The organism is Buttiauxella sp. BIGb0471 (assembly GCF_024807715.1).
Classification (GTDB): domain Bacteria; phylum Pseudomonadota; class Gammaproteobacteria; order Enterobacterales; family Enterobacteriaceae; genus Buttiauxella; species Buttiauxella agrestis.
In genome coordinates this window covers 150,586-172,643 of sequence record NZ_JANUEU010000006.1, presented here as the reverse complement: position 1 = coordinate 172,643, position 22,058 = coordinate 150,586, and the positions used below count along the sequence as shown (strand labels likewise).

The 22,058-nt window shown below is 52.8% G+C and carries 23 protein-coding genes; 14 read left to right on the top strand and 9 right to left on the bottom strand.

From position 1 onward, the window contains the following. Positions 1–73: 73 nt before the first annotated feature. From msrA to M2371_RS18115, 6 genes are all read left to right on the top strand, one after another. Positions 74–712, top strand: coding sequence for a peptide-methionine (S)-S-oxide reductase MsrA (msrA, locus tag M2371_RS18140; protein WP_115631261.1), 639 nt, complete (start codon positions 74–76; stop codon positions 710–712). Positions 713–926: 214 nt separating this feature from the next. Then, complete coding sequence (gene hflK / locus M2371_RS18135) at positions 927–2,894, top strand: protease modulator HflK (protein WP_259268369.1); 1,968 nt, start codon at positions 927–929, stop codon at positions 2,892–2,894. Continuing rightward, positions 2,891–3,874, top strand: coding sequence for a protease modulator HflC (gene hflC / locus M2371_RS18130; protein WP_259268368.1), 984 nt, complete (start codon positions 2,891–2,893; stop codon positions 3,872–3,874). Before hflK ends, hflC begins: the two co-directional genes overlap by 4 nt. Then, positions 3,867–4,919, top strand: a complete 1,053-nt coding sequence (locus tag M2371_RS18125) for an SPFH domain-containing protein (RefSeq protein WP_259268367.1) — start codon at positions 3,867–3,869, stop codon at positions 4,917–4,919. Before hflC ends, M2371_RS18125 begins: the two co-directional genes overlap by 8 nt. Then, positions 4,916–6,814, top strand: a complete 1,899-nt coding sequence (locus M2371_RS18120; protein WP_259268366.1) for a cation-translocating P-type ATPase — start codon at positions 4,916–4,918, stop codon at positions 6,812–6,814. The genes M2371_RS18125 and M2371_RS18120 overlap by 4 nt, the downstream gene beginning before the upstream one ends. Before the next feature lie 256 nt (positions 6,815–7,070). Beyond that, a complete protein-coding gene (locus M2371_RS18115; protein WP_034492865.1) occupies positions 7,071–8,408 on the top strand; it encodes a hemolysin family protein in 1,338 nt (445 codons plus the stop codon). 62 nt (positions 8,409–8,470) lie between these two features. Here M2371_RS18115 and M2371_RS18110 read toward each other — a convergent pair whose 3' ends face one another. Continuing rightward, positions 8,471–8,677, bottom strand: coding sequence for a DUF1107 domain-containing protein (locus M2371_RS18110; protein ID WP_034461209.1), 207 nt, complete (start codon positions 8,675–8,677; stop codon positions 8,471–8,473). Between the two features lie 340 nt (positions 8,678–9,017). Between M2371_RS18110 and M2371_RS18105 the strand changes: the two genes are divergently transcribed. Further along, complete coding sequence (locus tag M2371_RS18105; RefSeq protein WP_034492862.1) at positions 9,018–9,575, top strand: YtfJ family protein; 558 nt, start codon at positions 9,018–9,020, stop codon at positions 9,573–9,575. On the opposite strand, the gene cysQ is transcribed toward M2371_RS18105, so the two are convergent. Next, positions 9,565–10,305 (bottom strand): 3'(2'),5'-bisphosphate nucleotidase CysQ, encoded by a 741-nt coding sequence (gene cysQ / locus M2371_RS18100; protein ID WP_034492859.1) that lies wholly within the window; start codon positions 10,303–10,305, stop codon positions 9,565–9,567. The two genes, M2371_RS18105 and cysQ, sit on opposite strands and share 11 nt — an antisense overlap. A gap of 187 nt (positions 10,306–10,492) precedes the next feature. Here cysQ and M2371_RS18095 point away from each other — a divergent pair, with 187 nt between their 5' ends. Continuing rightward, a complete protein-coding gene (locus M2371_RS18095; RefSeq protein ID WP_259268365.1) occupies positions 10,493–12,424 on the top strand; it encodes a bifunctional 2',3'-cyclic-nucleotide 2'-phosphodiesterase/3'-nucleotidase in 1,932 nt (643 codons plus the stop codon). A 95-nt stretch (positions 12,425–12,519) separates the two neighbouring features. On the opposite strand, the gene M2371_RS18090 is transcribed toward M2371_RS18095, so the two are convergent. Next, on the bottom strand, positions 12,520–12,909 hold the full coding sequence (locus M2371_RS18090) for a helix-turn-helix domain-containing protein (protein WP_259268364.1): 390 nt from the start codon (positions 12,907–12,909) through the stop codon (positions 12,520–12,522). A 91-nt stretch (positions 12,910–13,000) separates the two neighbouring features. On the opposite strand from M2371_RS18090, the gene M2371_RS18085 reads away from it, so the two are divergent. The 4 genes from M2371_RS18085 to ytfE all read left to right on the top strand — a co-directional run bounded on the left by M2371_RS18085 (position 13,001) and on the right by ytfE (position 16,545). Beyond that, entirely contained in the window at positions 13,001–13,849 is an 849-nt protein-coding gene (locus M2371_RS18085; protein WP_259268363.1) for an SDR family oxidoreductase, read from the top strand. Between the two features lie 63 nt (positions 13,850–13,912). Beyond that, a complete protein-coding gene (locus tag M2371_RS18080; RefSeq protein ID WP_259268362.1) occupies positions 13,913–14,737 on the top strand; it encodes an AraC family transcriptional regulator in 825 nt (274 codons plus the stop codon). Positions 14,738–14,823: 86 nt separating this feature from the next. Further along, a complete protein-coding gene (locus M2371_RS18075; protein ID WP_259268361.1) occupies positions 14,824–15,798 on the top strand; it encodes a DMT family transporter in 975 nt (324 codons plus the stop codon). A gap of 84 nt (positions 15,799–15,882) precedes the next feature. Continuing rightward, positions 15,883–16,545, top strand: coding sequence for an iron-sulfur cluster repair protein YtfE (ytfE, locus tag M2371_RS18070; RefSeq protein WP_259268360.1), 663 nt, complete (start codon positions 15,883–15,885; stop codon positions 16,543–16,545). Between the two features lie 95 nt (positions 16,546–16,640). Here the strand turns inward: ytfE and cycA are convergent, their stop codons facing one another. Continuing rightward, positions 16,641–18,053 (bottom strand): D-serine/D-alanine/glycine transporter, encoded by a 1,413-nt coding sequence (gene cycA, locus M2371_RS18065; protein ID WP_115631287.1) that lies wholly within the window; start codon positions 18,051–18,053, stop codon positions 16,641–16,643. 295 nt (positions 18,054–18,348) lie between these two features. Continuing rightward, entirely contained in the window at positions 18,349–18,969 is a 621-nt protein-coding gene (fklB, locus tag M2371_RS18060; RefSeq protein WP_064515716.1) for an FKBP-type peptidyl-prolyl cis-trans isomerase, read from the bottom strand. A 237-nt stretch (positions 18,970–19,206) separates the two neighbouring features. Between fklB and M2371_RS18055 the strand changes: the two genes are divergently transcribed. Then, a complete protein-coding gene (locus M2371_RS18055) occupies positions 19,207–19,812 on the top strand; it encodes an OapA family protein (protein ID WP_034492831.1) in 606 nt (201 codons plus the stop codon). An 82-nt stretch (positions 19,813–19,894) separates the two neighbouring features. Here the strand turns inward: M2371_RS18055 and rplI are convergent, their stop codons facing one another. The 4 genes from rplI to rpsF are packed head-to-tail and all read right to left on the bottom strand — an operon-like array spanning position 19,895 to position 21,338. Beyond that, positions 19,895–20,347: a 50S ribosomal protein L9 gene (rplI, locus tag M2371_RS18050; RefSeq protein WP_034461193.1), complete on the bottom strand. Its 453-nt coding sequence runs from the start codon at positions 20,345–20,347 to the stop codon at positions 19,895–19,897. Between the two features lie 39 nt (positions 20,348–20,386). Beyond that, the gene (gene rpsR / locus M2371_RS18045; protein WP_002210155.1) at positions 20,387–20,614 is read right to left on the bottom strand and encodes a 30S ribosomal protein S18; all 228 of its coding nucleotides are present in this window, start codon (positions 20,612–20,614) and stop codon (positions 20,387–20,389) included. Positions 20,615–20,618: 4 nt separating this feature from the next. Beyond that, positions 20,619–20,936, bottom strand: coding sequence for a primosomal replication protein N (priB, locus tag M2371_RS18040; protein ID WP_034492830.1), 318 nt, complete (start codon positions 20,934–20,936; stop codon positions 20,619–20,621). A gap of 6 nt (positions 20,937–20,942) precedes the next feature. Next, a complete protein-coding gene (rpsF, locus tag M2371_RS18035; protein ID WP_034492828.1) occupies positions 20,943–21,338 on the bottom strand; it encodes a 30S ribosomal protein S6 in 396 nt (131 codons plus the stop codon). Positions 21,339–21,698: 360 nt separating this feature from the next. Here rpsF and yjfY point away from each other — a divergent pair, with 360 nt between their 5' ends. Then, entirely contained in the window at positions 21,699–21,974 is a 276-nt protein-coding gene (gene yjfY / locus M2371_RS18030) for a DUF1471 family protein YjfY (protein WP_034492825.1), read from the top strand. Positions 21,975–22,058 lie beyond the last annotated feature (84 nt).

Genomic DNA, 22,058 nt, shown 5'->3' with positions numbered 1-22,058 from the left:
CGCAATTACGCACTTCGTTACAACCGCACGCAGGTTGTTGTTAAATTTAGTCAATATCGGGAGATCACGACTGATGAAATTATTTGAGAAAACCCATCGCGTCACCCAGTCGGAAGCGCTGCCTGGTCGCAATACCCCGATGCCTATCGCCACTTTGCATGCGGTTAACGAGCATTCCATGACAAATGTACCAGATGGCATGGAAATCGCTTATTTTGCGATGGGCTGTTTCTGGGGCGTTGAGCGTTTATTCTGGAGATTACCGGGGGTTTACAGTACCGCCGCCGGGTATGCCGGAGGTTTTACCCCGAATCCCACTTACCATGAAGTTTGTAGCGGTATGACCGGGCACACCGAAGCCGTGCGCGTGGTTTACGATCCCAACGTGGTGAGTTACGAACAACTGCTGCACGTGTTCTGGGAAAACCACGATCCCGCTCAGGGCATGCGTCAGGGCGGCGACACAGGCACGCAATATCGTTCCGCAATCTACCCGCTCACACCAGAACAAGATGCGGCGGCTCGCGCCAGTTTTGAGCGCTTCCAGCAGGCAATGACGCAATCCGGGGATGATCGAAAAATCACCACCGAAATCGCTAACGCCGGGCCGTTCTATTACGCCGAAGATGACCACCAGCAGTATCTGCATAAAAACCCGTATGGTTACTGCGGCATCGGTGGCATTGGTGTTTGTTTGCCGCCACAAGGCTAAATCACAGGTCGGATTAGCGGCAGTGACATCCGACAAAATTCGCATAAACGGTGGATGACGCTTGCGCTTATCCACCCTACAAAACCACGTTCCCCTCCATTTGTACAAACCGTTACCCGTACTCCATTTACGGATAATTCATCTCCGTGATATGTTATATGATAACAATTAACCTCAATGTCGCAGACACCTTGCGCCTGAAAGTAATCATTCCATGCAGCCCTCCCCATTATCTGAACCGACGGAGCATTCGCCGTTAGTCGCTCAGGCTCGATATTCTTTGGCGTCTTCGCAGACCATGCTGGCCGCAAGAGTCGTTTTCGGGCTAGGTGCGACGATTTTCCTTATGCTGGTTGTGGCGCTGATCACTCATATTTTCGAGTCATCTTCCCGCTGGGCAGCGCTGTTAACCAGCAATGCCGCCGTGCTGATGTTGTTAGCCGTCGCGTTTTATAACGCACAACGAATTTGCCAGTGGCGAGCTGATATCTTCGCTCCACCGTTGAAAAGTGAAGAAGCTCTCACGGAAGCTGAAACCTCGCCGACCATTTATCAGCGGCTTGGCGCACTCATTCCCGTTAACGTCAAACGCATCAACGCGGCGCTCAAAAGCGATGGGATTAGCCTTGCCTTGATGGCGGCACTCGTGCTGTTTGTCACGCTTTCGGGTTGGGACGCTAATTACGTCGGGCTGGACGAAGGCACACTGCGCTGGGCGGCAGTCGGCGTAATTGCGGCGGCGATGTTTGCCACTCTGGTTGCCGAACGTCATCTGGCGGCGACTGCCAGCGAAGCCTGGCCGGAAGCGAAATTCATTGCGCCGATATTGCGCTTAACGCTTGCGGTGCAATTCCTCTCTTTACCGCCTTTGGTTTTCCCGTCTGTCACGCTATCACTGCTGGTTAACCTGCCCGCGATTCTGGTGTTACTGGTGGCGATTGAGTTCCTGCTGCGCGGTCTTTTTTCGCTGTTTATGCCGCCTAAAGCGGAAGACGCAGAACCGGAATATCTGGCGAAAAGCCAACTGGCGGCACAGCTCGTCTGGCCGCCGCGCCCGCTGCTATTTCTCCAGCATGAAATCCATCAGCACTTTGGCATTGATTTGCGCCAGCTTTGGGCGTTTACCGTCCTGAAGCGTGCTTTTGTGCCGGTTGTTGCGGTGATGATACTTTGCGGCTGGTTGCTGACGGGTATCCAGCAAGTTTCCACCACCCAGCGCGGCATTTACGAACGTTTTGGTAAACCTGTTGCGGTCTTACCTGCCGGTCTGCATTACGGGCTGCCGTGGCCTTTTGGCCAAGTGATGTTGACTGAGAACGGCCAGGTGCATGAACTGGCTGCCGGAGAAGAGCCGGATGCCGCATCCGAACCGTTGGCAAGTGCGGAAGGTAACGCGCCGCAAAGTGCGGACCGCCTGTGGGATGCCGTTCATAGCTTTGATAAAGCACAGATTATCGCCAGCCAAAGTGGCGACCAGCAAAGCCTGCAAATCATTAACAGCGATGTGCGTTTTATGTGGCGCATTGGCTTAACCGATAACGCCGCGCTGGCGGCGACTTACCGCAGCAATAATCTGCCAGAGCTTATCCGCAGCACCGCCAATCAAGTGCTGGTGCATCAGTTTTCCTCGCTCACGCTTGAACAGTTACTCGGCGAGCAGCGCAATGCCTTAGCCAGCCAGATTAACCGGGCAGTGCAACAAAGGCTCGACGAGTTACACAGCGGCGTGGAGTTGCTTTCAACGGTGGTCGAAGCCATTCACCCACCAGCCGGGGCCGCCGATGCATTTCATGGCGTGCAGGCCGCGCAAATTTCAGCTCAGGCACTGGTATCGCGCGAGCGTGGGCACGCGGCGGAACTCGCTGCCAGCGCGCAAACCACGGCGACAACCCGCCAGAACCAGGCACAAATGAACGCCACCGATGTCACCAGCAAAGCACAGGCAACTGCCGTGCGTTTTGCCGCGCAAAAACAGGCGGTCGCGCAATCCGGCCAGGTTTTTGTTGATGAGTTGTGGTTCAGCCAGTTGCATCAAACCTTAGGCCATAGCCCATTGATGATTATCGACAGTAGTATTGGCGCAGGCTCGCCACCCACCATCGATCTGCGTGAATTTCCCTCTTTGAACGAAGCAGCACGGCGTGACGCGCCTTCTAAACCGACACAGGAGTCTTCCCGTTGAGCCATTCACATCAACATGGTTGCAGTCACGGTTGCCACCACAACCATCACTCTGAAGCGCCTAAATCCGGAGTCTGGAAGCGTATTGCAGGCGCAGGTTTACTCGTGCTGATCCTCGTCGCTGCCGCCAGTCTGGTTCAGGTTCGCTCCGGCGAATCGCTGATCATTACCCGCTTTGGCAACCCGGTGCGCGTGCTGCTCAATCCAGGGCTTGCGTGGCGGCTGCCTGCACCTTTTGAAACGGCTACCACTGTGGATTTGCGGATGCGCACCACATCAAGCGGCTTACAGGATGTTGGCACGCGCGATGGGCTGCGCATCATCGTCCAGTCTTATGCGGTGTGGCAGGTCGATAACACACCGGAACATGTGCAGCGTTTTATGCGTGCGGTACAAAATCAGCCTGACGAAGCCGCACGGCAGATCCGGGCTTATTTGGGTTCAGCGCTGGAAACCACCACCAGTGGTTTTACCCTCTCGCAGCTGGTGAATACCGACAGCAAACAGGTACAGCTCGGTCAGTTTGAATCGCATTTACAGGCGCAAATCAGCCAGCCGCTGTTGGAAAGTTACGGCATTCGTCTGGTGCAGGTGGGAACCGAACGTCTGACGCTCCCTGCGGTCACGCTCAACGCCACGGTCGACAGGATGCGGGCCGAACGTGAAACCATTGCCACAGAACGCACCGCCGAAGGCAAACGTGCTGCCGCAGAAATCCGCTCGGCGGCTGAGCGCGACGCTCGTATTGTCGAAGCGCAGGCGCAGGTTCAGGCCGCCGATATCGAAGCGCAATCCCAGGTGCAGGCGGCGGAAATTTATGGCAAGGCTTACGCCAGTTCGCCACAGCTTTATAGCCTGTTACGCCAGCTTGATGCCCTTAGCGGCGTGGTGAATTCCAGCACTCGCCTGGTGTTGCGCACCGATGCCGCACCATTCCGCCTGTTGGTAGAAGGGCCGAAGCTGGATAAAACTCATGAGTGAGCATCAGCCGAAATCATCCGCAGGCCCGTGGACGCAATCCATACGCCTCGCCTTTTACGCGCTGCTCGGGCTGACGCTGCTGGCCGCCGCAAGCTGGCTGTTCTCCAACATCCGCCAGATCCCCGCTGACAGCCGCGCCGTGGTGCTTCATTTTGGCGCCCAGCAACGCATTGCCGAACCCGGTTTATTACTGAGCTGGCCAAAGCCGATTGATGACGTGGTGATGGTGCCTGCACCAGACCGCGTTATCGAACATCGCGTGAGCGCACTTTTACGCTCGCCCAACGCGCTGAATGCGGACATGCGCGACGATAACAGCAGCGACGCGCTGGCGGGGTCCGGCTACTTGCTGACCGGTGATGCGGGCGTGGTGCAGCTGGATATCAGCGTGTTTTATCGCGTCAACAGCCCGATGGATTATGTGTTGCAGGGTGAACACGTTATTCCCGCGCTCGATCGCCTGGTTGAACGTGCCGCCGTTGCGGTGTGTGCCGCACGCGATCTCGACACGATTCTGGTCGCCCGCCCGGAAATGATCGGCAATGATATGAACGTCGCTAAGCTGCGCGAACGCCTGCGTGCGGATGTGCAGCATAACGTCGAGCAGAATCTGCAACGCCTGGCGCAATCGGGCAGCTCGCTGGGCATTACCCTTGAGCGTGTCACCGTCCAGTCGACTCTGCCGGCCTCGACCGTCACCGCTTTTAACGCCGTGCTCACCGCCAGCCAGAAGGCTTCACAGGCCATCGCCACCGCGAATACCGATGCTTCTTTAATCCGGCAAAAATCGACCCAGCTTGCCGACCGGACGCGCCAGACAGCCCAGGCACAAGCCCAAGAAAAAGTTGCAAAAGCCCAGTCCGATACCGCGATGGTCGCTCGATTAGCCAACACTCCACACGATCCAGACCTGCTGCCACGCGTTTACCGCGAACGCATTGCGGCGATTCTGGCGCAGGCCGAATCGGTGATTACCGTTTCACCGCAGGATGATGCGAATCTGATTCTGCAAGCCGCCGGGCAAAAGGAACCTTCTCAAAAATGAGTACCGATTCTATCAATCCTGGCGGCGCGTTAAGCCATCAGGAACAGCGCCAGATTACCCGCCAACTGATTCTGGCGCTGGTCGCCAGCGGCACGTTAATTCTCGGTCTGCTGTGGCGCGGCCTGGCACCGGAACAAGTCGCCGTGGCGGATATTCTGCTGGGTGCGGCCTCGCTGATGGTCGGCATTCCGGTGCTGCGCCACGCCTTTTACAGCCTGCGCTACCCAAGCCTGCACGGCATTACCGATCAACTGGTAGCGCTGGCGCTGATTGGCTCCTGGGCGACGGGCGATTTGCTCACCGCCGCGTTGCTTCCGTTGATCATGACCGTTGGCCACATTCTTGAAGAACGCAGCGTGATTGGCTCGCAAGAGGCGATTGAAGCGCTCGGCAAGCTCACCCGCAGCCGGGCGCGACGTTTTGATGCCGACGGCAATCTGCACGATATCGACAACCACGAACTGGTGGCAGGCGACATCGTGGAAGTGCGGGCGGGCGACCGTTTACCCGCTGACGGACGCGTGCTGGAGGGCCAGGCGAGCCTCGACACCGCGCCAATTACCGGAGAGTCCGTTCCGCTGGAAGTGAAACCCGGCATGAACGTTTATGGTGGCGCGATTAATCTCGACGGACGGCTGCGTATTGAAGTCACGCGCACCGGTGAAACCTCAACGCTTGGCCGCGTTATCGCGCTGATGCAAAGTGCCGAACAGGCCAGCCCGCCGATTACCCGCTTGCTGGAACGCCACGCCGCACGCTACTTGCTGCTGGTTTTACTGATTGCCGCCAGCACGTGGTTTTTGACGCAGAATAACCAGGCGATGTTAGCCGTGCTGGTTGCCGCCTGCCCGTGTGCGCTGGTGCTTTCCGCACCAGCAACGTCTATTGCCGGGCTAACCGTCGCCGCGCGTCACGGGATTTTGATTCGCGGTGCGGCTTTCCTCGAAGAACTTGCCGAACTCAATGCGGTGATTATCGACAAAACCGGTACGCTCACACACGGCAAACTGCAATTGCATGAATTGCTTGCTGAACCCGGTGAATCACCGCAAGCGCTGGCCGCTCTGGCGGCGAGTCTCGGCGCGACCAGTAACCACCCGGTCAGCCGGGCGCTGGTCAATATCGCCCCGCAAAGTGGGTGGCCAGCGCTTGAAAATGTGCATGAACATCAAGGTTTGGGTATTTCTGCCACCACAGCGACAGGCGAGGCGTATCTTGGCCGACATGAATTGTTAAAAACTCAGGTTGCTGATTTACCAGAAGAACCGCCACACGATGGGCCAATTGTCGGCCTGGTGCTGGCGGGTCGTTTCCGTGGCTGGATTTTACTGGCCGACAGCCTGCGCGACGAAGCGGCAGAGGCAATGACCGAACTGCGCGATCTCGGGCTGAATCAGCAATTATTACTGACCGGCGACCGTGAAGCTGTGGCGCAACGCATCGCCAAAAAAGTCGGCATAAACAACGTTATCGCAGGCGCACTGCCCGCCGATAAACTGCACCAGGTCAGCGTGCAAATCGACAACGGCTTCCGACCGATGGTGGTCGGCGATGGCATCAACGATTCCCTGGCCATCAAAGCAGGTGTGGTCGGCGTCGCGATGGGCGCAGGCGGCTCGGATATCGCTATGGCATCCGCCGATATCGTGTTGATTGGCGGGGATTTACGCCGCCTCGGCACCTGCGTGCGCTTAAGCCGCCGCTGCCGCCGCACGCTGCAAGTCAACGTGATGATTGGCCTCGGCTGGACGCTGGTGATTGTCGCCGCCGCTGCATTTGGCTGGCTCGGCGCATCTGGCGCGGTGATTGCCGCCATTTTGCATAACCTGAGCACGCTGCTGGTGCTGGGGAATGCCGGGCGTATATTACGGTTTGAAGAAAAGTTGAGCGGGTGATGGAAATAGCAGTTGTAGGACGGATAAGCGAAGCGTCATCCGCCGTTTTCACCCATGCTGGCGGGGGCGCTGCGCTTACCCGCCCTACGAAAGGCCGTCTGCGGCCAAATTATACCCTCTGGCAGCCCCACACACCCTTACGCTATACTACCCGTTGAAATTGCTGGCCCAACCTCCACGGACTGGCAGTCAAAACGTATCAACCCTTAGATTTTCAACTTTCCTTCCGAGGCTCTGGCTCTAAGCCGGATAAACTATGTTAAACAGTATTTTATTAATACTTCTTCTTATCTCTGTCAGTGCGTTTTTCTCAATTTCCGAGATCTCGCTGGCGGCTTCCCGCAAGATAAAACTCAAGCTGTTGGCTGATGAGGGCAACCTGAACGCGCAGCGTGTGCTGAAAATGCAGGAAAGCCCTGGCATGTTCTTTACCGTGGTGCAGATTGGCCTGAACGCGGTCGCAATTCTCGGTGGTATTGTCGGCGATGCAGCGTTTTCTCCGGCCTTTAAAGTGCTTCTGGAGCGTTTCTTCTCCCCAGAAATGGCTGACCAACTGAGCTTTATCATCTCCTTTACGCTCGTCACTAGCCTGTTCATTCTGTTTGCAGACCTCACTCCGAAACGCATCGGTATGATTTCGCCTGAATCGGTTGCTTTGCGAATCATCAACCCGATGCGCTTCTGTCTGTTTATCTTCCGCCCACTGGTGTGGTTCTTTAACGGCCTGGCGAACGTCATTTTCCGCATTTTCAAACTGCCGATGGTGCGTAATGACGACATCACTTCTGATGATGTTTACGCCGTGTTTGAAGCTGGCGCGTTGGCTGGCGTGTTGCGTAAGCAAGAACATGAGCTGATTGAAAACGTGTTTGAACTGGAATCGCGTACCGTACCGTCGTCGATGACCTCGCGCGAAAACGTCATCTGGTTTGATTTGCATGAAGATGAGCAAAGCCTGAAGAACAAAATCGCCGAACATCCACACTCGAAGTTCCTGGTGTGTAATGGCGATATCGACCATATCGTTGGTTATGTGGATTCCAAAGAGCTGCTTAACCGCGTGCTGGGCAACCAGAGCATGGCGCTCAACAGCGGCGTGCATCTGCGTAATACGCTGATTGTGCCGGATACCCTGACGCTTTCCGAAGCGCTGGAAAGCTTCAAAACTGCCGGTGAAGACTTCGCGGTTATCATGAACGAATACGCATTGGTGGTGGGAATCATCACTCTCAATGATGTGATGACCACGCTGATGGGTGACCTGGTCGGCCAGGGCATGGAAGAGCAAATCGTGGCTCGCGATGAAAACTCGTGGCTGGTTGAGGGCGGTACGCCAATTGACGACGTCATGCGCGTGCTGGATATCGACGAGTTCCCGCAGTCCGGGAACTACGAAACCATCGGCGGATTTATGATGTTTATGCTGCGAAAAATCCCGAAACGCACCGATTCGGTGAAGTTCTCCGGGTATAAGTTCGAAGTCGTGGATATTGATAACTATCGAATTGACCAGCTGCTGGTGACGCGAATCGACAATAAGCCGACGCCGTTGACGCCAAAACTGCCAGATGGCGAAGAGCAGAACGCGGCGTAATTATCAATACTTAGAAACACTAACGGCACCCTCGGGTGCCGTTTTTGGTATGACTTATGGCTTTATGCCATTTCCGCCTGCATGCGTATAACCTGGCGGTTTACTTCAGACATAACAGATAGATGCTGCTTATCTTTCACTTTTGGGATAAGAATCTTGCCCTTATCAAATTCAAAAGCGCCAACGTCCTTGATGTACAACCGTCCACGGAACAGGATTTTCACGTACTTCGCCACCTGAAGCGGGTTGTACCGTTGGAAAATTTTCATTCTTCTTCTCTCCTGCAGTGTTAACGCCCCTGCGGTTCCACATTTGGTCCGACAAAACGAGGCGAAAAATTTGGTGCCTGGAAACTATAGTCCATATACAAACCGACACCTAGTTTGCACAATCTTATTTACCGTATGATTACAATTTCTCAGAATATTCTTTTCAATTGTAAACAAAACTTAGTTTAAGCCTTCAAAAAACAGGGATATGTGCGGTCACCCGCAAACTGGCATTGTTGTTGCGGGACAGAAACCTATTCAGCACATATGCTTAAAACGTCACGACGAAGTGGTCGGAGCACCTGCAAACTTTTCACAAATAATAAGATAAGGAGTCCTCATGTCTCTACGCAAAACCCTTGCGCTTGCCCTGCTGCTACTGCCTCTTGCGGCATCGGCACATAACTTTGAGAAAAATCAGCGAGTCTCGCCTATTGGCATTACGGATAAAGGCGAGTTGATGCTCGACAATGATAAGTTTAGCTATAAAAACTGGAATAGTGCGCAGCTCGTGGGAAAAGTGCGAGTGGTGCAGCATATTGCCGGTCGCACCAGTGCCAAAGAGAAGAATGCTGGTTTAATCGAAGCGATTAAAGCCGCGAAATTCCCTCATGATCGCTATCAAACCACCACTATCGTCAATACCGATGATGCGATTGTAGGCACCGGAATGTTTGTGCGTAGCAGTCTTGAGAGCAATAAAACGCAGTATCCATGGTCGCAGTTTATTGTCGATAGTAATGGCGTTGCGCAGAAATCCTGGCAACTCGAAACCGGCAGTTCAGCGATTGTGGTGCTGGATAAGGAAGGCCGTGTGCAGTTTGCCAAAGATGGCTCACTTACACAGGAAGAAGTGCAGCAGGTGATTAGCCTGCTGCGCGGATTGCTTAGTAAATAGAAACCCGGAAGCCAGGGTTTAAGAATGACTCACGCGGGGTGTAGTCGAGTGGCTTACCCTGCCAGTCATGAACATGTGCGCCAGCAGCGGCAGCAACCGCATGGCCTGCTGCGGTATCCCAGATATTGGTTGGCCCAAAGCGTGGGTAAAGCTGCGCTTGCCCCTCTGCCACCAGGCAAAATTTAAGCGACGAACCGATAGATGTTGTCTGGTGTTCACCCAATTGATGAAGATATTCTTTCAGTTCGTCATCACTGTGAGAACGGCTGATGACCACCAACGGCGGGCGAGCATCGCGCACCTGAATCTGATTGCGCGTGCCGTTTTCTTCTTTCCAGGCTTTACCTTCTGCCGCGCTGTACATCACGTTCAGCACTGGCGCATACACCACGCCTAACACCGCTTTGCCCTTTTCGATAAGCGCGATATTGACGGTAAATTCGCCGTTACGTTTCAGGAACTCTTTGGTGCCGTCGAGCGGGTCCACCAGCCAGTAGCGATCCCAACTTTGGCGAGTTTCCCAACTCTGAGGATCTTCTTCTGAAAGCACCGGTATTTCCGGCGTCAATGTTTGCAATCCTTTCAGGATAATGGTGTGAGCTGCGATGTCCGCTGCCGTCACAGGTGAATCATCGGATTTTTGGGTCGCCTCCAGCGGCTTTTGCCCTTCATACACCTGCATGATGGCAGCTCCAGCCTCCCGAGCCAGTTGGCAAATTTTATCTAACATTCTCCACCTCATGTTGTGTCATGCAAATAACCTATTGTTTTACTTATATCTCATCGCATCAGGTTGCGCTATATGTGAAGCGATTCCGGTTTAATGATTCTTATTTCTGGCACACTTCACAAAAATGTAAGCAACAACGTTTATATACATAGCCTTGTGTGGACTACCTCGAAAAAGGACCTTAATCATGATCAAGTTTAGCGCAACGATCCTTGCCACGCTGATTGCAACCAGCGTTAACGCGGCGACCGTTGACCTGCGTATCCTGGAAACCAGCGATCTTCACAGCAACATGATGGATTTCGATTACTACAAAGACACGCCGACGGAGAAATTCGGGTTGGTGCGTACAGCGAGTTTAATCAATGCCGCCCGTGGTGAGACCGTCAACAGCGTTCTGGTTGATAACGGTGACCTGATTCAGGGCAGCCCGCTGGGTGATTACATGGCGGCAAAAGGGCTGAAGAAAGGCGATATTCATCCAGTTTATAAGGCACTGAATACGCTGGATTACGCCGTGGGGAACCTAGGTAATCACGAGTTTAACTACGGACTCGACTACCTGCATATGGCGCTGTCTGGGGCAAAATTCCCCTATGTGAATGCCAATATTATCGATGCCAAAACCAATAAACCGCTGTTCACGCCGTATGTGATTAAAGAAACCGTGGTTAAGGATAAAGACGGCAAAGAGCAGACGCTGCGTATCGGTTATATCGGTTTTGTGCCGCCACAAATTATGACGTGGGATAAAACGAATCTGGAAGGCAAAGTGACGGTGAAAGATATCACCGAAACCGCTCGCCAGTATGTGCCTGAGATGCGTAAGCAAGGTGCTGATTTAGTGGTGGTTATCGCCCACTCCGGCCTGTCCAGCGACCCGTATCATGCGATGGCTGAAAACTCGGTTTATTACCTCAGCAAAGTTCCGGGCGTGGATACCATCCTGTTCGGTCACGCTCACGCAGTCTTCCCAGGCAAAGACTTCGCCAATATCAAAGGTGTTGATCTCGAAAAAGGTACGCTGAACGGCATTCCAGCGGTGATGCCGGGCATGTGGGGCGATCATCTGGGCGTGGTTGATTTAGTGTTGAACAACGATAGCGGCGCATGGAAAGTGGTCAGCAGCAAAGCGGAAGCACGCCCGATTTATGACAGCGTGGCAAAGAAATCGCTGGCGGCAGAAGATGCCAAATTGGTTGATGTGCTCAAGCATGACCATGACGCAACGCGCGAGTTCGTCAGCAAACCTATCGGCAAATCTTCCGACAATATGTATAGCTATCTGGCGCTGGTGCAGGACGATCCTACCGTGCAGGTGGTGAATAACGCGCAAACTGCCTACGTTGAAAAATACATTCAGGGTGACCCGGATCTGGCGCATCTGCCGGTGTTGTCGGCTGCTGCACCGTTTAAAGTCGGCGGGCGTAAAAACGATCCGGCCAGTTTTGTCGAAGTAGAAAAAGGCCAGCTAACCTTCCGTAACGCCGCCGATTTGTATCTCTACCCGAACACGCTTGTTGTGGTGAAAGCGTCCGGGAAAGAGGTCAAAGAGTGGCTGGAATGTTCTGCCGGGCAGTTTAATCAGATTGATGTGAACAGCACGAAACCGCAGTCACTGATTAATTGGGACGGTTTCCGCACCTATAACTTTGATGTTATCGACGGCGTGGATTACCAGATTGACGTGTCGCAACCGGCGCGTTATGACGGCGAATGCCAGATGGTGAACCCGAAAGCCGAGCGCATTAAAGGGCTGACGTTCAAGGGCAAGCCAATTGACCCGAACGCGACATTCCTGGTGGCGACCAATAACTATCGCGCTTACGGCGGCAAGTTTGCCGGAACCGGCGACAGCCATATAGCTTTCGCATCGCCTGATGAAAACCGCTCGGTGCTGGCAAACTGGATTACCGCAAGCAAAGAGATTCACCCGGCGGCGGATAACAACTGGCGCCTGGCACCGATTCACAGCAATCAGAAATTAGATATTCGCTTTGAAACCTCACCGGGCGACAAAGCGGCGGCCTTCATCAAAGAGAAAGGCCAGTATCCGATGAAGAATGTGGGAACGGATGAAATCGGCTTTGCGTTGTATCAGTTGGATTTGAGTAAGTAGGTTTAACCACGCGTCGGATGACGCTGCGCTTATCCGACCTACAAGTGCATGATTTTGTAGGGTGGATAAGCGCAAGCGTCATCCACCGGCGAGTGTTAGATTTCTTCGCGGGACGCTAACACTCGCGGCAAATTCAATTCAATCCAGTCAGCCAGCCCCGACACTTTCTCGGCAACTTCACAGCCCAACGGCGTCAAACTGTATTCCACATGCGGTGGCACAACCGGGTAGGATTTTCGATTAACAAAACCGTCGGCCTCCAGCCATTGCAGCGTTTGTGCGAGCATTTTTTCACTCACGCCACCCATTTTACGACGCAGGTCGCTAAAGCGATGTGTCCCACCCTGCAAGGCCACAAGAATCAACACACCCCAGCGGCTGGTGACGTGTTTTAACACATCACGCGACGGGCACTGCTCAGCAAATAAATTACCATCACGCATTTGCTCGGTTAACGACAGCGGACGGGTTTCAATCTCACTCATTTCATACTTACCTTTTTGTGCGTACTTACTTTAAGTTAGTGCCGGTGCTAGTGTGGCACAACTTAACCAGAACACCCACAGGAGATTTACCATGATCGCGATTACCGGAGCTTCCGGCCAACTGGGCCAACTCGTTGTTGAAGAATTACTGAATACCGTTGCGGCTAACCAATTGGTTGCCATCGTGCGTAACCCGGCAAAAATTCAATCACTTGCTGATCGTGGTGTTCAGGTACGTGCCGCCAGCTATGAAGATAAAGCGGCGCTCGTGCAAGCACTGACGGGGGTTGAAAAACTACTGCTGATTTCTTCAAGTGAAGTAGGACAACGTGCAGTTCAGCATCGCAATGTGATTGATGCAGCCAAAGAAGCAGGCGTGAAACTGGTTGCCTACACCAGCCTGTTGCATGCTGATTCATCCCCACTGGGCCTTGCCAATGAACATATCGCCACCGAAGCAATGCTAAAACAATCCGGCATTCCATTCGTACTGCTGCGCAACGGCTGGTATACCGAAAACTATCTCGCCAGCGTGCCGCCTGCTCTGCAACACGGCGTATTTATTGGTAGCACTGGCGAAGGCAAAATCGCCTCCGCAACGCGTGCCGATTATGCGGCTGCAGCTGCAAAAGTGATGACCCTCAACAACCAGGCGGGCAAAGTTTACGAGCTGGCGGGCGACCACGGCTGGACTCTGGCTGAATTGACTGCGGAGCTGACCAAACAAAGCGGCAAGACCGTGGTGTATCAGAACCTGCCGGAAGGTGATTTTAAAGCAGCATTGCTCGGTGCTGGCTTGCCAGAAGGGCTAGCAGCAATGTTGGCAAACTCTGACATTGGCGCATCCAAAGGTGGCCTGTTTGATGATAGCCACCAGCTAAGCGCCCTGATTGGCCGCCCGACCATCCCGCTTGCCGAAAGCATTCGCGCCGCGCTGTAATTGTTAACTTTCCGTTAAACCAGGACATCCCTATACTGATGGGGTGTCCATACGGAGATTAGTGTGCAAGGCGTACCTGAACAGTTCAGCGATAAAAAAGACAACGCTCAATTCCGGCATTTACCGCAATTGCCCGGCGTTGAGCTTTATCACGCCCATATTTCACGCTACGCCTTTGAACCGCACACCCACGAAGCCTTTGGCATTGGAACTGTGACGCGAGGCGCTGAGCGTTTCCGGTATCGTGGTGTTCAGCATGTTGCTGCGCGGGATTCATTAGTGTTGATGAACCCGGACGAGCTTCATACCGGCGAAGCAGCAACCGAAGACGGCTGGCAGTACCGCATGATTTATCTCGAACCGGATCTTGTTGAGAGAGTGACCGGCTCGCGAAACTGGTCGTTTAGCGAGGTCGTGAAGCACGATCCGCAACGGGCAGGAGATATTTCCCAACTGATCAACCGGTTGTGGAGCGAGAATGATTTGCTGGCGCAGCAAGGTTTATTACTCAATCTCATCGAAACTTTCCGGCCCTACGCGCAACATCAATCTGGGGGAGCGCAAGACCCGGCGCACCGTTTCGAGCATATTCGCGATTATCTGCACGATAATTATATGCACCCGGTAATGCTTGATGAACTGGCGGCCGTGGTGTCACTGAGTCCGTATCATTTCCAGCGCATGTTTAAAGCGCACTATCACGTCACTCCGCATCAGATGCTGATGGCGATTCGCCTGTGGCACGCTAAACGGCTTCTGACGAGCGGCATGCCCGCCGTACACGTGGCGGCAGCCTGCGGTTTAACCGACCAGGCGCATTTGACTCGTGCCTTCTCGCAGCGCTATGGCATCACGCCTGTGCGTTATCAGAAGCAGGTCGCCCGCTAGTTAAAGCCGCTAAACCGCAAGCTGGTACAATATTTTCCTGCCCACGCCACCTAAACTCATTCCAAAGTAATAAATGGATAAAGAAAATGTTAACTGGTGTGTTGTACGCCCTGCTGGCAGGGCTGATGTGGGGACTGATTTTTGTCGGCCCGCTGATTGTTCCTGATTACCCCGCCGCCATGCAGTCAACCGGCCGCTATCTGGCTCTGGGATTTATTGCACTGCCTTTGGCCTGGTTTGGACGCCAACGTTTACGGCAGCTCAAACGCGAAGACTGGTTTACTGCGCTTAAACTCTCGACCGTGGGCAATCTCATTTATTACGTCTGCCTCGCAAGCGCTATTCAGCGCACCGGTGCGCCGATTTCGACCATGATTATCGGCACGCTTCCGGTGGTGATCCCGGTGTTCGCCAATCTGCTTTACAGCAAACGTGATGGTAAATTGCCGTGGCATCGGCTGGCGCCTGCGCTGGTGATTATCGCGCTAGGGCTGGCGATGGTGAATACCGCCGAATTACGCAGCGGGCAACTCGATTTCAGCTGGTGGCGCTACGTGAGCGGGATTGGCCTGGCGTTTATCTCGGTGGCCTGCTGGGCGTGGTATGCGCTGCGTAACGCTTGCTGGCTGCGCGAAAATCCGGACAAAAACCCCTTAATGTGGGCGACAGCGCAAGGCCTGGCGATCCTGCCATTTTCACTGCTCGGTTATATTGCCGTTTGCCTGTGGATGTCTCGCACTAACACCAACTTCACCCTGCCCTTTGGCCCACGTCCGGAAGTGTTTTTAACGCTGATGTTAGCGATTGCGCTGTTTTGTTCATGGCTTGGCGCATTGTGCTGGAACATTGCCAGCCAACGATTGCCGACGGTGATCGTCGGCCCACTGATTGTCTTTGAAACGCTGGCGGGACTGGCTTACACCTTTATGCTGCGCCACAGTTGGCCGCCGCTGCTGACGTTACTCGGGATTATTTGCCTGGTGGTTGGCGTGGTGATGGCGGTGCTGACAAAACCGCAGAAAAACACGCTCGCGGAAGTGGTCATCACGACGGATAAATAGCGCGTTACCTCGAAATAGTCATAGCGCCGACTTAAAGATGCATTTAATATGCACCTTATATTATCGACAACGAGGTAACTGCTCATGGCTTTTCGCGATCAAGCTTTAGGTGAACTGGCTTTAACTATTCCACGCGCTTCTGCGTTGTTCCGTAAATTGGATCTCGATTTTTGCTGCGGCGGGAAGCAGACGCTTGAGCGTGCCGCAACGCGTAAAGAGTTGGACCTGGAAGCCATCGAAACCGAGCTTGCAAAGCTTGCTCAAGAACCTGTCGAAAAAGACTGGCAAAGCGCGCCACTGGCCGAAATCATCGACCATATTATCGTGCGTTATCACGATCGCCACCGCGAACAAATACCGGAGTTGATTCTTCAGGCGACCAAAGTTGAACGCGTACACGCCGATAAACCGAACGTGCCGAAAGGGCTGGCGAAATACCTCACCATGCTGCATCAGGAACTGAGCAGCCACATGATGAAAGAAGAGCAAATTCTGTTCCCGATGATTAAACAGGGAATGGGAACTCAGGCCAACGGCCCGATTAGCGTGATGGAAAGTGAGCATGACGACGCAGGCGAATTGCTGGAAGTGATTAAGCACACCACCAATAACGTGACGCCGCCGCCGGAAGCCTGCACAACATGGAAAGCGATGTATAACGGAATTAATGAGCTGATTGACGACCTGATGAATCACATCAGTCTTGAGAATAACGTGCTGTTTCCGCGAGCTTTGGCTGGGGAATAGTTCACCCTCACCCCGGCCCTCTCCCTGAGGGAGAGGGGGAAAGCAAATCGGTCAGTCCCCTCTCCTGTGGGAGAGGGTTAGGGTGAGGGCAAAAATTACTTACGCATTGTCGCGATGCGTTTCTTGCCGATAAACATCCAGCACACACCCAACAACACAAACCACAATGGCGTCACGATCAGCGCCTGGCGGGTATCTGCTTCCAGTGTCAGCAGCACAATCACAAACACGAAGAATGCCATACACATCCAGCACATAAACTTGCCGAGCGGCATTTTATAGATGGATTTTTCATGCAGGTGTGGACGTTGTTTGCGGTACACCAGATACGAACACAAGATAATCGTCCAGACGAACATGAACAAAATCGCCGATACGGTGGTGATCATGGTGAATGCAGCAATCACGTTCGGGTTAACGTACAGCATCACCACGCCACCCAACAGGCAGATACAAGAGAAGGTTAAACCCTTCGCAGGAACCGCGCGCTTAGAGAGTTTGGCGAACGCTTTCGGTGCCATACCGTCTTGTGCGAGGCCAAATAGCATACGGCTGGTCGAGAACACGCCGCTGTTTGCCGAAGAGGCCGCAGAAGTCAGCACCACGAAGTTGATGATGCTCGCGGCGGCAGGCAGACCCACCAACACAAACAGTTCAACAAACGGGCTTTTATCCGGCACGACTGAACGCCATGGTGTGACTGACATAATCACAATCAGCGCGAACACGTAGAACATGATGATACGAATCGGAATGGAGTTGATGGCGCGTGGCAGGGATTTTTCCGGGTCTTTGGTTTCAGCCGCAGTCGTGCCCACCAGCTCAATGCCGACAAACGCAAACACCGCTATCTGGAAGCCCGCGAAGAAACCACTGATACCTTTCGGGAACCAGCCGCCGTCATTCCACAAGTTATTGATAGAGGCTTCGACACCCGACGGTGAATGGAAATGGGTCAGAATCATCACCAGGCCAATCACAATCAGCGCGACAATGGCGACGATTTTAATCATCGCAAACCAGAATTCCATTTCGCCGAACATTTTCACGGTGGCGAGGTTTAAGGTCAGCAGCAGGACGACAACAGAAAGCGATGCGACCCAATCTGAAAGCCCCGGGAACCAGAACTGCGCGTAGGCCGTTATCGCCACCACGTCGGCCATGCCGGTAACGACCCAGCAGAACCAATAAGTCCAGCCGGTAAAATACCCCGCCCACGGGCCGAGTAAGTCGGCTGCGAAATCGCTGAAGGATTTGTATTCGAGGTTTGAAAGCAGCAGTTCCCCCATCGCACGCATCACGAAGAACAGCATAAAGCCGATGATCATGTAGACGAAAATGATGGATGGCCCTGCGAGGCTAATTGTTTTACCGGAGCCCATGAACAGGCCTGTTCCGATGGCTCCGCCAATCGCGATAAGTTGAATGTGACGGTTGGTTAAATTACGCCGTAGCGACTGCTCAGCCGGAGCCTCAGCTTCGTCTGCAACTTTTATCTGATCTACCATGTTGTGTTTATCCTGTACCTGTCTGTTGTGTTCAGGCTCTGCTGGCCTTTATTAAAATTTTGAGGATGTGATGTTGTTGTTCCAGGGAACGCAATGATAGTAGGGAAGAATTGGCGGATTGAATACTAAGAATGAAATTATTTGTTAATTTGGTGTTTGTTTTGAGTGCAAAATCACGGCTAAAGAGTGACAAGCCTCACACAAACACTCATGAAGGAAGTGTTTACCAGATAAAATCGCGTTGGTTTTGTTAATAGCCAAATAAAAACCCCGCCGCAGCGGGGCGTTTGAACGCTTACAGAATTTCCAGCAGTTCAACTTCAAATACCAGCGTGCTGTACGGAGGAATGGACGCGCCTGCGCCACGCTCGCCGTATGCCAGGTTATGAGGGATAGTCAGTTCCCACTTAGAGCCAACCGGCATCAGAGTCAGTGCTTCAATCCAGCCTGCGATAACACCGCTTACCGGGAATTCAGCTGGCTCGCCACGTTGTACTGAGCTGTCGAACACGGTGCCATCAACCAGTTTACCGGTGTAGTGGACGCGGACGTGATCTTTGCGTGCCGGGATTGGGCCAGTACCCTGAGTCAGAACGCGGAATTGCAGACCCGTTTCGGTGCTGTTCACGCCGTCTTTCTTAAGGTTTTCTTCGAGGAATTTCACGCCTTCAACAGCCAGTTCTTTCTGGCGTTCCTGGCGAACAGCATCGGCACGCTCGTGAACTTCACGCAGTGCGCGATGAACCACGTCAACCGGAACTGCCGGAGCATTCCCTTCCAGCGCATCACGCAGACCAGCTACCAGTGCTTCTGGCAGCAAACCTTGCAGACCAGACTCGCTCAGTTGTTGACCTACCTGTAAACCAATACCGTAACTTGCTTGCGCTTCGACGCTGTCAAAAGAAGGGGTCGTCATGGGATTTCCTTTAATGTATTTAAAAGCAAGCCCGCAGCATAACAGCGTCATCCGGACGGGTAAAATGCAAAAGCGGCAAAGGTGACAAATGCAGAGGAAACAGGAACAATGGTTTAACTGAGCGTTAAATTACTGTTGAGCGTCACGTAAAGCCGGATTGTTCAATGCATCAAACAGTTAGCGTTCTATAATGGAGTGGATAAATGAACCGAGCACATTGTGTGGAAATGAGGAGTGATGTCGATGCGATTCGCTATTAAACCCTGGCTTGCGCGGATTTGGCATGCACCCGATAATTTTCGCCTGATGGACCCACTTCCGGTCATGCATCGACGCGGAATTATTATTGCAGCGATCGTGGTGGTACTCGGTTTCCTGTGGCCTACGCCAGATGAAACCACTCGCCCGGTCGCACGCGACGCGCAGCTATCCATTGAATCGCAATCCCCAATTCGTGCCCATTTAGTCAACCCGCCAGCCAATACTGAGCCTGCGACTCCTGTCGAACCTTCTCGCATTGAAGAACAGCCGCAAGCAGAAACCCAGGCACCTGTTCCACACGCTAATAATGACATTGAGCAGCAATGGCGTTCGTATCGTGTGGAATCCGGGCAGACGATGGCGCAGCTGTTCCGCGATCATAATTTACCGCCTGCAGATGTCTATTCGATGGCGCAGGTAGAAGGCAGCAATAAGCCGCTGAGTACTTTGCAAACCGGGCAGATGGTGCAGATTCGCCAGAATGCGAATGGCGTAGTGACGGGGCTAACGATTGATATTGGTAACGATCAGCAGGTGCTGTTTACACGCCAGCCAGATGGCAGCTTTATACGCGCTCGCTAATTTTTAGAGATTTATTATTGGATTCAGAAATGCAAAACGCCGGCACAAGGCCGGCGTCTTAACGTATATACGTCCGCGTAAATTACGCTTCAGCAACCACGTTTACAGTCAGTTTAGCGAATACATCGCTGTGAACCTGGAAGTCCACTTCGTGCTCACCAGTAGTACGCAGAACGCCGTTCGGTAAACGAACTTCGCTCTTAGCCACTTCAACGCCAGCTGCAGTTACAGCGTCAGCGATGTCGCGAGTACCAATGGAACCGAACAGTTTACCTTCGTCGCCAGCTTTAGACGCGATAGTAACAGTTTCGAGTGCGTTGATCTTCGCAGCGCGAGCTTCAGCAGCGGCCAGAACGTCAGCTAATTTAGCTTCCAGTTCTGCACGGCGTGCTTCGAAGAATTCAACGTTTTTCTTGGTAGCAGGAACAGCTTTGCCCTGTGGTACCAGGAAGTTACGAGCATAACCCGCTTTAACGTTAACCTGATCACCCAGGCTACCCAGGTTTGCTACTTTATCAAGCAGAATAACTTGCATTACCTTATCCTCTCAAAGTCATTAATGGACAGTGGCCGATTACTGATGACGATCAGTATATGGCAACAAAGAAAGGTAACGAGCGCGCTTGATGCAGCGAGCCAACTGACGCTGGTATTTTGCACGAGTACCGGTAATACGGCTCGGGACAATTTTACCACTTTCAGTGATGTAGTTTTTCAGTGTAGCGATATCTTTATAATCAATCTCTACAACGCCTTCCGCTGTGAAACGGCAGAACTTGCGACGACGGAAATAACGTGCCATTAGGCTAGTCTCCAGAATCTATCAATTCAATCTGCTCGGCATGCAATACCACTTTGTTCAGCCCATTTTTTGCCTGATGGCAACTAATGAAACCAGAAACTGTGAGTACCGTGCCGACCGTTATACTTTGAGTAATGGCTGAGTGTGCGTGCCCGCTAATAATAACTGGCATACGGCACCACGCCTGCCGATCTAAACCGGCTTCCTTTTGCACAGAACGGTGCTCAAGCACGAACTGGCAATGAGGAATTCCTGACGGGCTAACCTTGCGAAGGGGCGTCTTGCACACTGTGCCAGACAACACCAGGCGGTTGACCGTCATTGGAAATTACTCTTCAGAATCCCCAGCATCCGCATCATCAGCAGTTTCGCTAGCGAAGTCATCGCGACGATCACGACGTTCGTCTTTAGCTTTAACCATTGGTGAAGCTTCGGTTACAGCGTGCTTAGTACGCATAACCATGCTACGGATAACGGCGTCGTTGAAGCGGAAGTTAGTTTCCAGCTCATCGATCACTTCCTGCGGAGCTTCAACGTTCAGCAGAACGTAGTGTGCTTTGTGCAGTTTGTTGATCGGGTAAGCCAGCTGACGGCGGCCCCAGTCTTCCAGACGGTGGATCGTACCTTCTGCTGCAGTAATTGCACCAGTGTAACGTTCGATCATACCCGGAACCTGTTCGCTCTGGTCAGGATGGACCATAAAAACGATTTCGTAATGACGCATCGAATTGCTCCTTACGGATTATTCAGCCTCCTGTCAGGGTCAGCCGCGGCCCATGGAAGCAAGGAACGTGTTTATAAAGGCGGCTGAAAAATTGACGCGTAATCATACAAGCGCAGCCCAATTAACTCAAGGTGATATGGAAATTAATTCTTTTGCATGAAGGATAAAGTTTCAACAACAGGCTAACTCAGTGAAATCTATAACTTTGAGCTGAATCGCTTAAAATTTTTGACCAAGACCATCAGAAATGGTCGCTATTTATTCAATCATGAGGGGTTACACTTGTTGTCATAGGCCGCCACTTTTTATTAACAGGAACGACGACCGCAGTAGACACATTAAGTTGTAGTGGAGCGGACCATGAAAATGATTACTTTAGCTTTTGTCGCTGTTCTCTTGCTTTGCTCGAATGCGACAGCCGCTATCAAAATCGACAACCATCAGGCCAAAAATATGGATGATGTAATGAGTTTGGGCGTGATTTACATCAACCATAATTTTGCTACTGAGCAAGAGGCTGAAGTCGCGATCGAAAACGACGCGGATCAACACGGAGCAAAGTACTACCACTCGATATTGATGAGAGAACCCGGTAGCAACGGCAATATGCATGTCAGTGCCGACATCTACCGCTAACTGAATGCAATGAAGTAGTGAAGTAATGCGTTAACACCAGGAATACCACAACGACATAGAAAGCCAACGTTGCCCCCGCTTGCG

Bases quoted from the DNA above. Each gene is read 5' to 3' on its own strand.
- rpsR (WP_002210155.1), bottom strand. From the start codon at position 20,614: ATGGCACGTTATTTCCGTCGTCGCAAGTTCTGCCGTTTCACAGCGGAA.
- M2371_RS18085 (WP_259268363.1), top strand. From the start codon at position 13,001: ATGATCGCGATTACCGGAGCTTCCGGCCAACTGGGCCAACTCGTTGTT.
- M2371_RS18105 (WP_034492862.1), top strand. From the start codon at position 9,018: ATGTCTCTACGCAAAACCCTTGCGCTTGCCCTGCTGCTACTGCCTCTT.
- M2371_RS18120 (WP_259268366.1), top strand. From the start codon at position 4,916: ATGAGTACCGATTCTATCAATCCTGGCGGCGCGTTAAGCCATCAGGAA.
- rplI (WP_034461193.1), bottom strand. From the start codon at position 20,347: ATGCAAGTTATTCTGCTTGATAAAGTAGCAAACCTGGGTAGCCTGGGT.
- M2371_RS18125 (WP_259268367.1), top strand. From the start codon at position 3,867: ATGAGTGAGCATCAGCCGAAATCATCCGCAGGCCCGTGGACGCAATCC.
- cysQ (WP_034492859.1), bottom strand. From the start codon at position 10,305: ATGTTAGATAAAATTTGCCAACTGGCTCGGGAGGCTGGAGCTGCCATC.
- fklB (WP_064515716.1), bottom strand. From the start codon at position 18,969: ATGACGACCCCTTCTTTTGACAGCGTCGAAGCGCAAGCAAGTTACGGT.
- M2371_RS18090 (WP_259268364.1), bottom strand. From the start codon at position 12,909: ATGAGTGAGATTGAAACCCGTCCGCTGTCGTTAACCGAGCAAATGCGT.
- M2371_RS18055 (WP_034492831.1), top strand. From the start codon at position 19,207: ATGTCGATGCGATTCGCTATTAAACCCTGGCTTGCGCGGATTTGGCAT.
- M2371_RS18095 (WP_259268365.1), top strand. From the start codon at position 10,493: ATGATCAAGTTTAGCGCAACGATCCTTGCCACGCTGATTGCAACCAGC.
- ytfE (WP_259268360.1), top strand. From the start codon at position 15,883: ATGGCTTTTCGCGATCAAGCTTTAGGTGAACTGGCTTTAACTATTCCA.
- priB (WP_034492830.1), bottom strand. From the start codon at position 20,936: ATGACGGTCAACCGCCTGGTGTTGTCTGGCACAGTGTGCAAGACGCCC.
- cycA (WP_115631287.1), bottom strand. From the start codon at position 18,053: ATGGTAGATCAGATAAAAGTTGCAGACGAAGCTGAGGCTCCGGCTGAG.
- M2371_RS18075 (WP_259268361.1), top strand. From the start codon at position 14,824: ATGTTAACTGGTGTGTTGTACGCCCTGCTGGCAGGGCTGATGTGGGGA.
- yjfY (WP_034492825.1), top strand. From the start codon at position 21,699: ATGAAAATGATTACTTTAGCTTTTGTCGCTGTTCTCTTGCTTTGCTCG.
- hflK (WP_259268369.1), top strand. From the start codon at position 927: ATGCAGCCCTCCCCATTATCTGAACCGACGGAGCATTCGCCGTTAGTC.
- rpsF (WP_034492828.1), bottom strand. From the start codon at position 21,338: ATGCGTCATTACGAAATCGTTTTTATGGTCCATCCTGACCAGAGCGAA.
- msrA (WP_115631261.1), top strand. From the start codon at position 74: ATGAAATTATTTGAGAAAACCCATCGCGTCACCCAGTCGGAAGCGCTG.
- M2371_RS18110 (WP_034461209.1), bottom strand. From the start codon at position 8,677: ATGAAAATTTTCCAACGGTACAACCCGCTTCAGGTGGCGAAGTACGTG.
- M2371_RS18115 (WP_034492865.1), top strand. From the start codon at position 7,071: ATGTTAAACAGTATTTTATTAATACTTCTTCTTATCTCTGTCAGTGCG.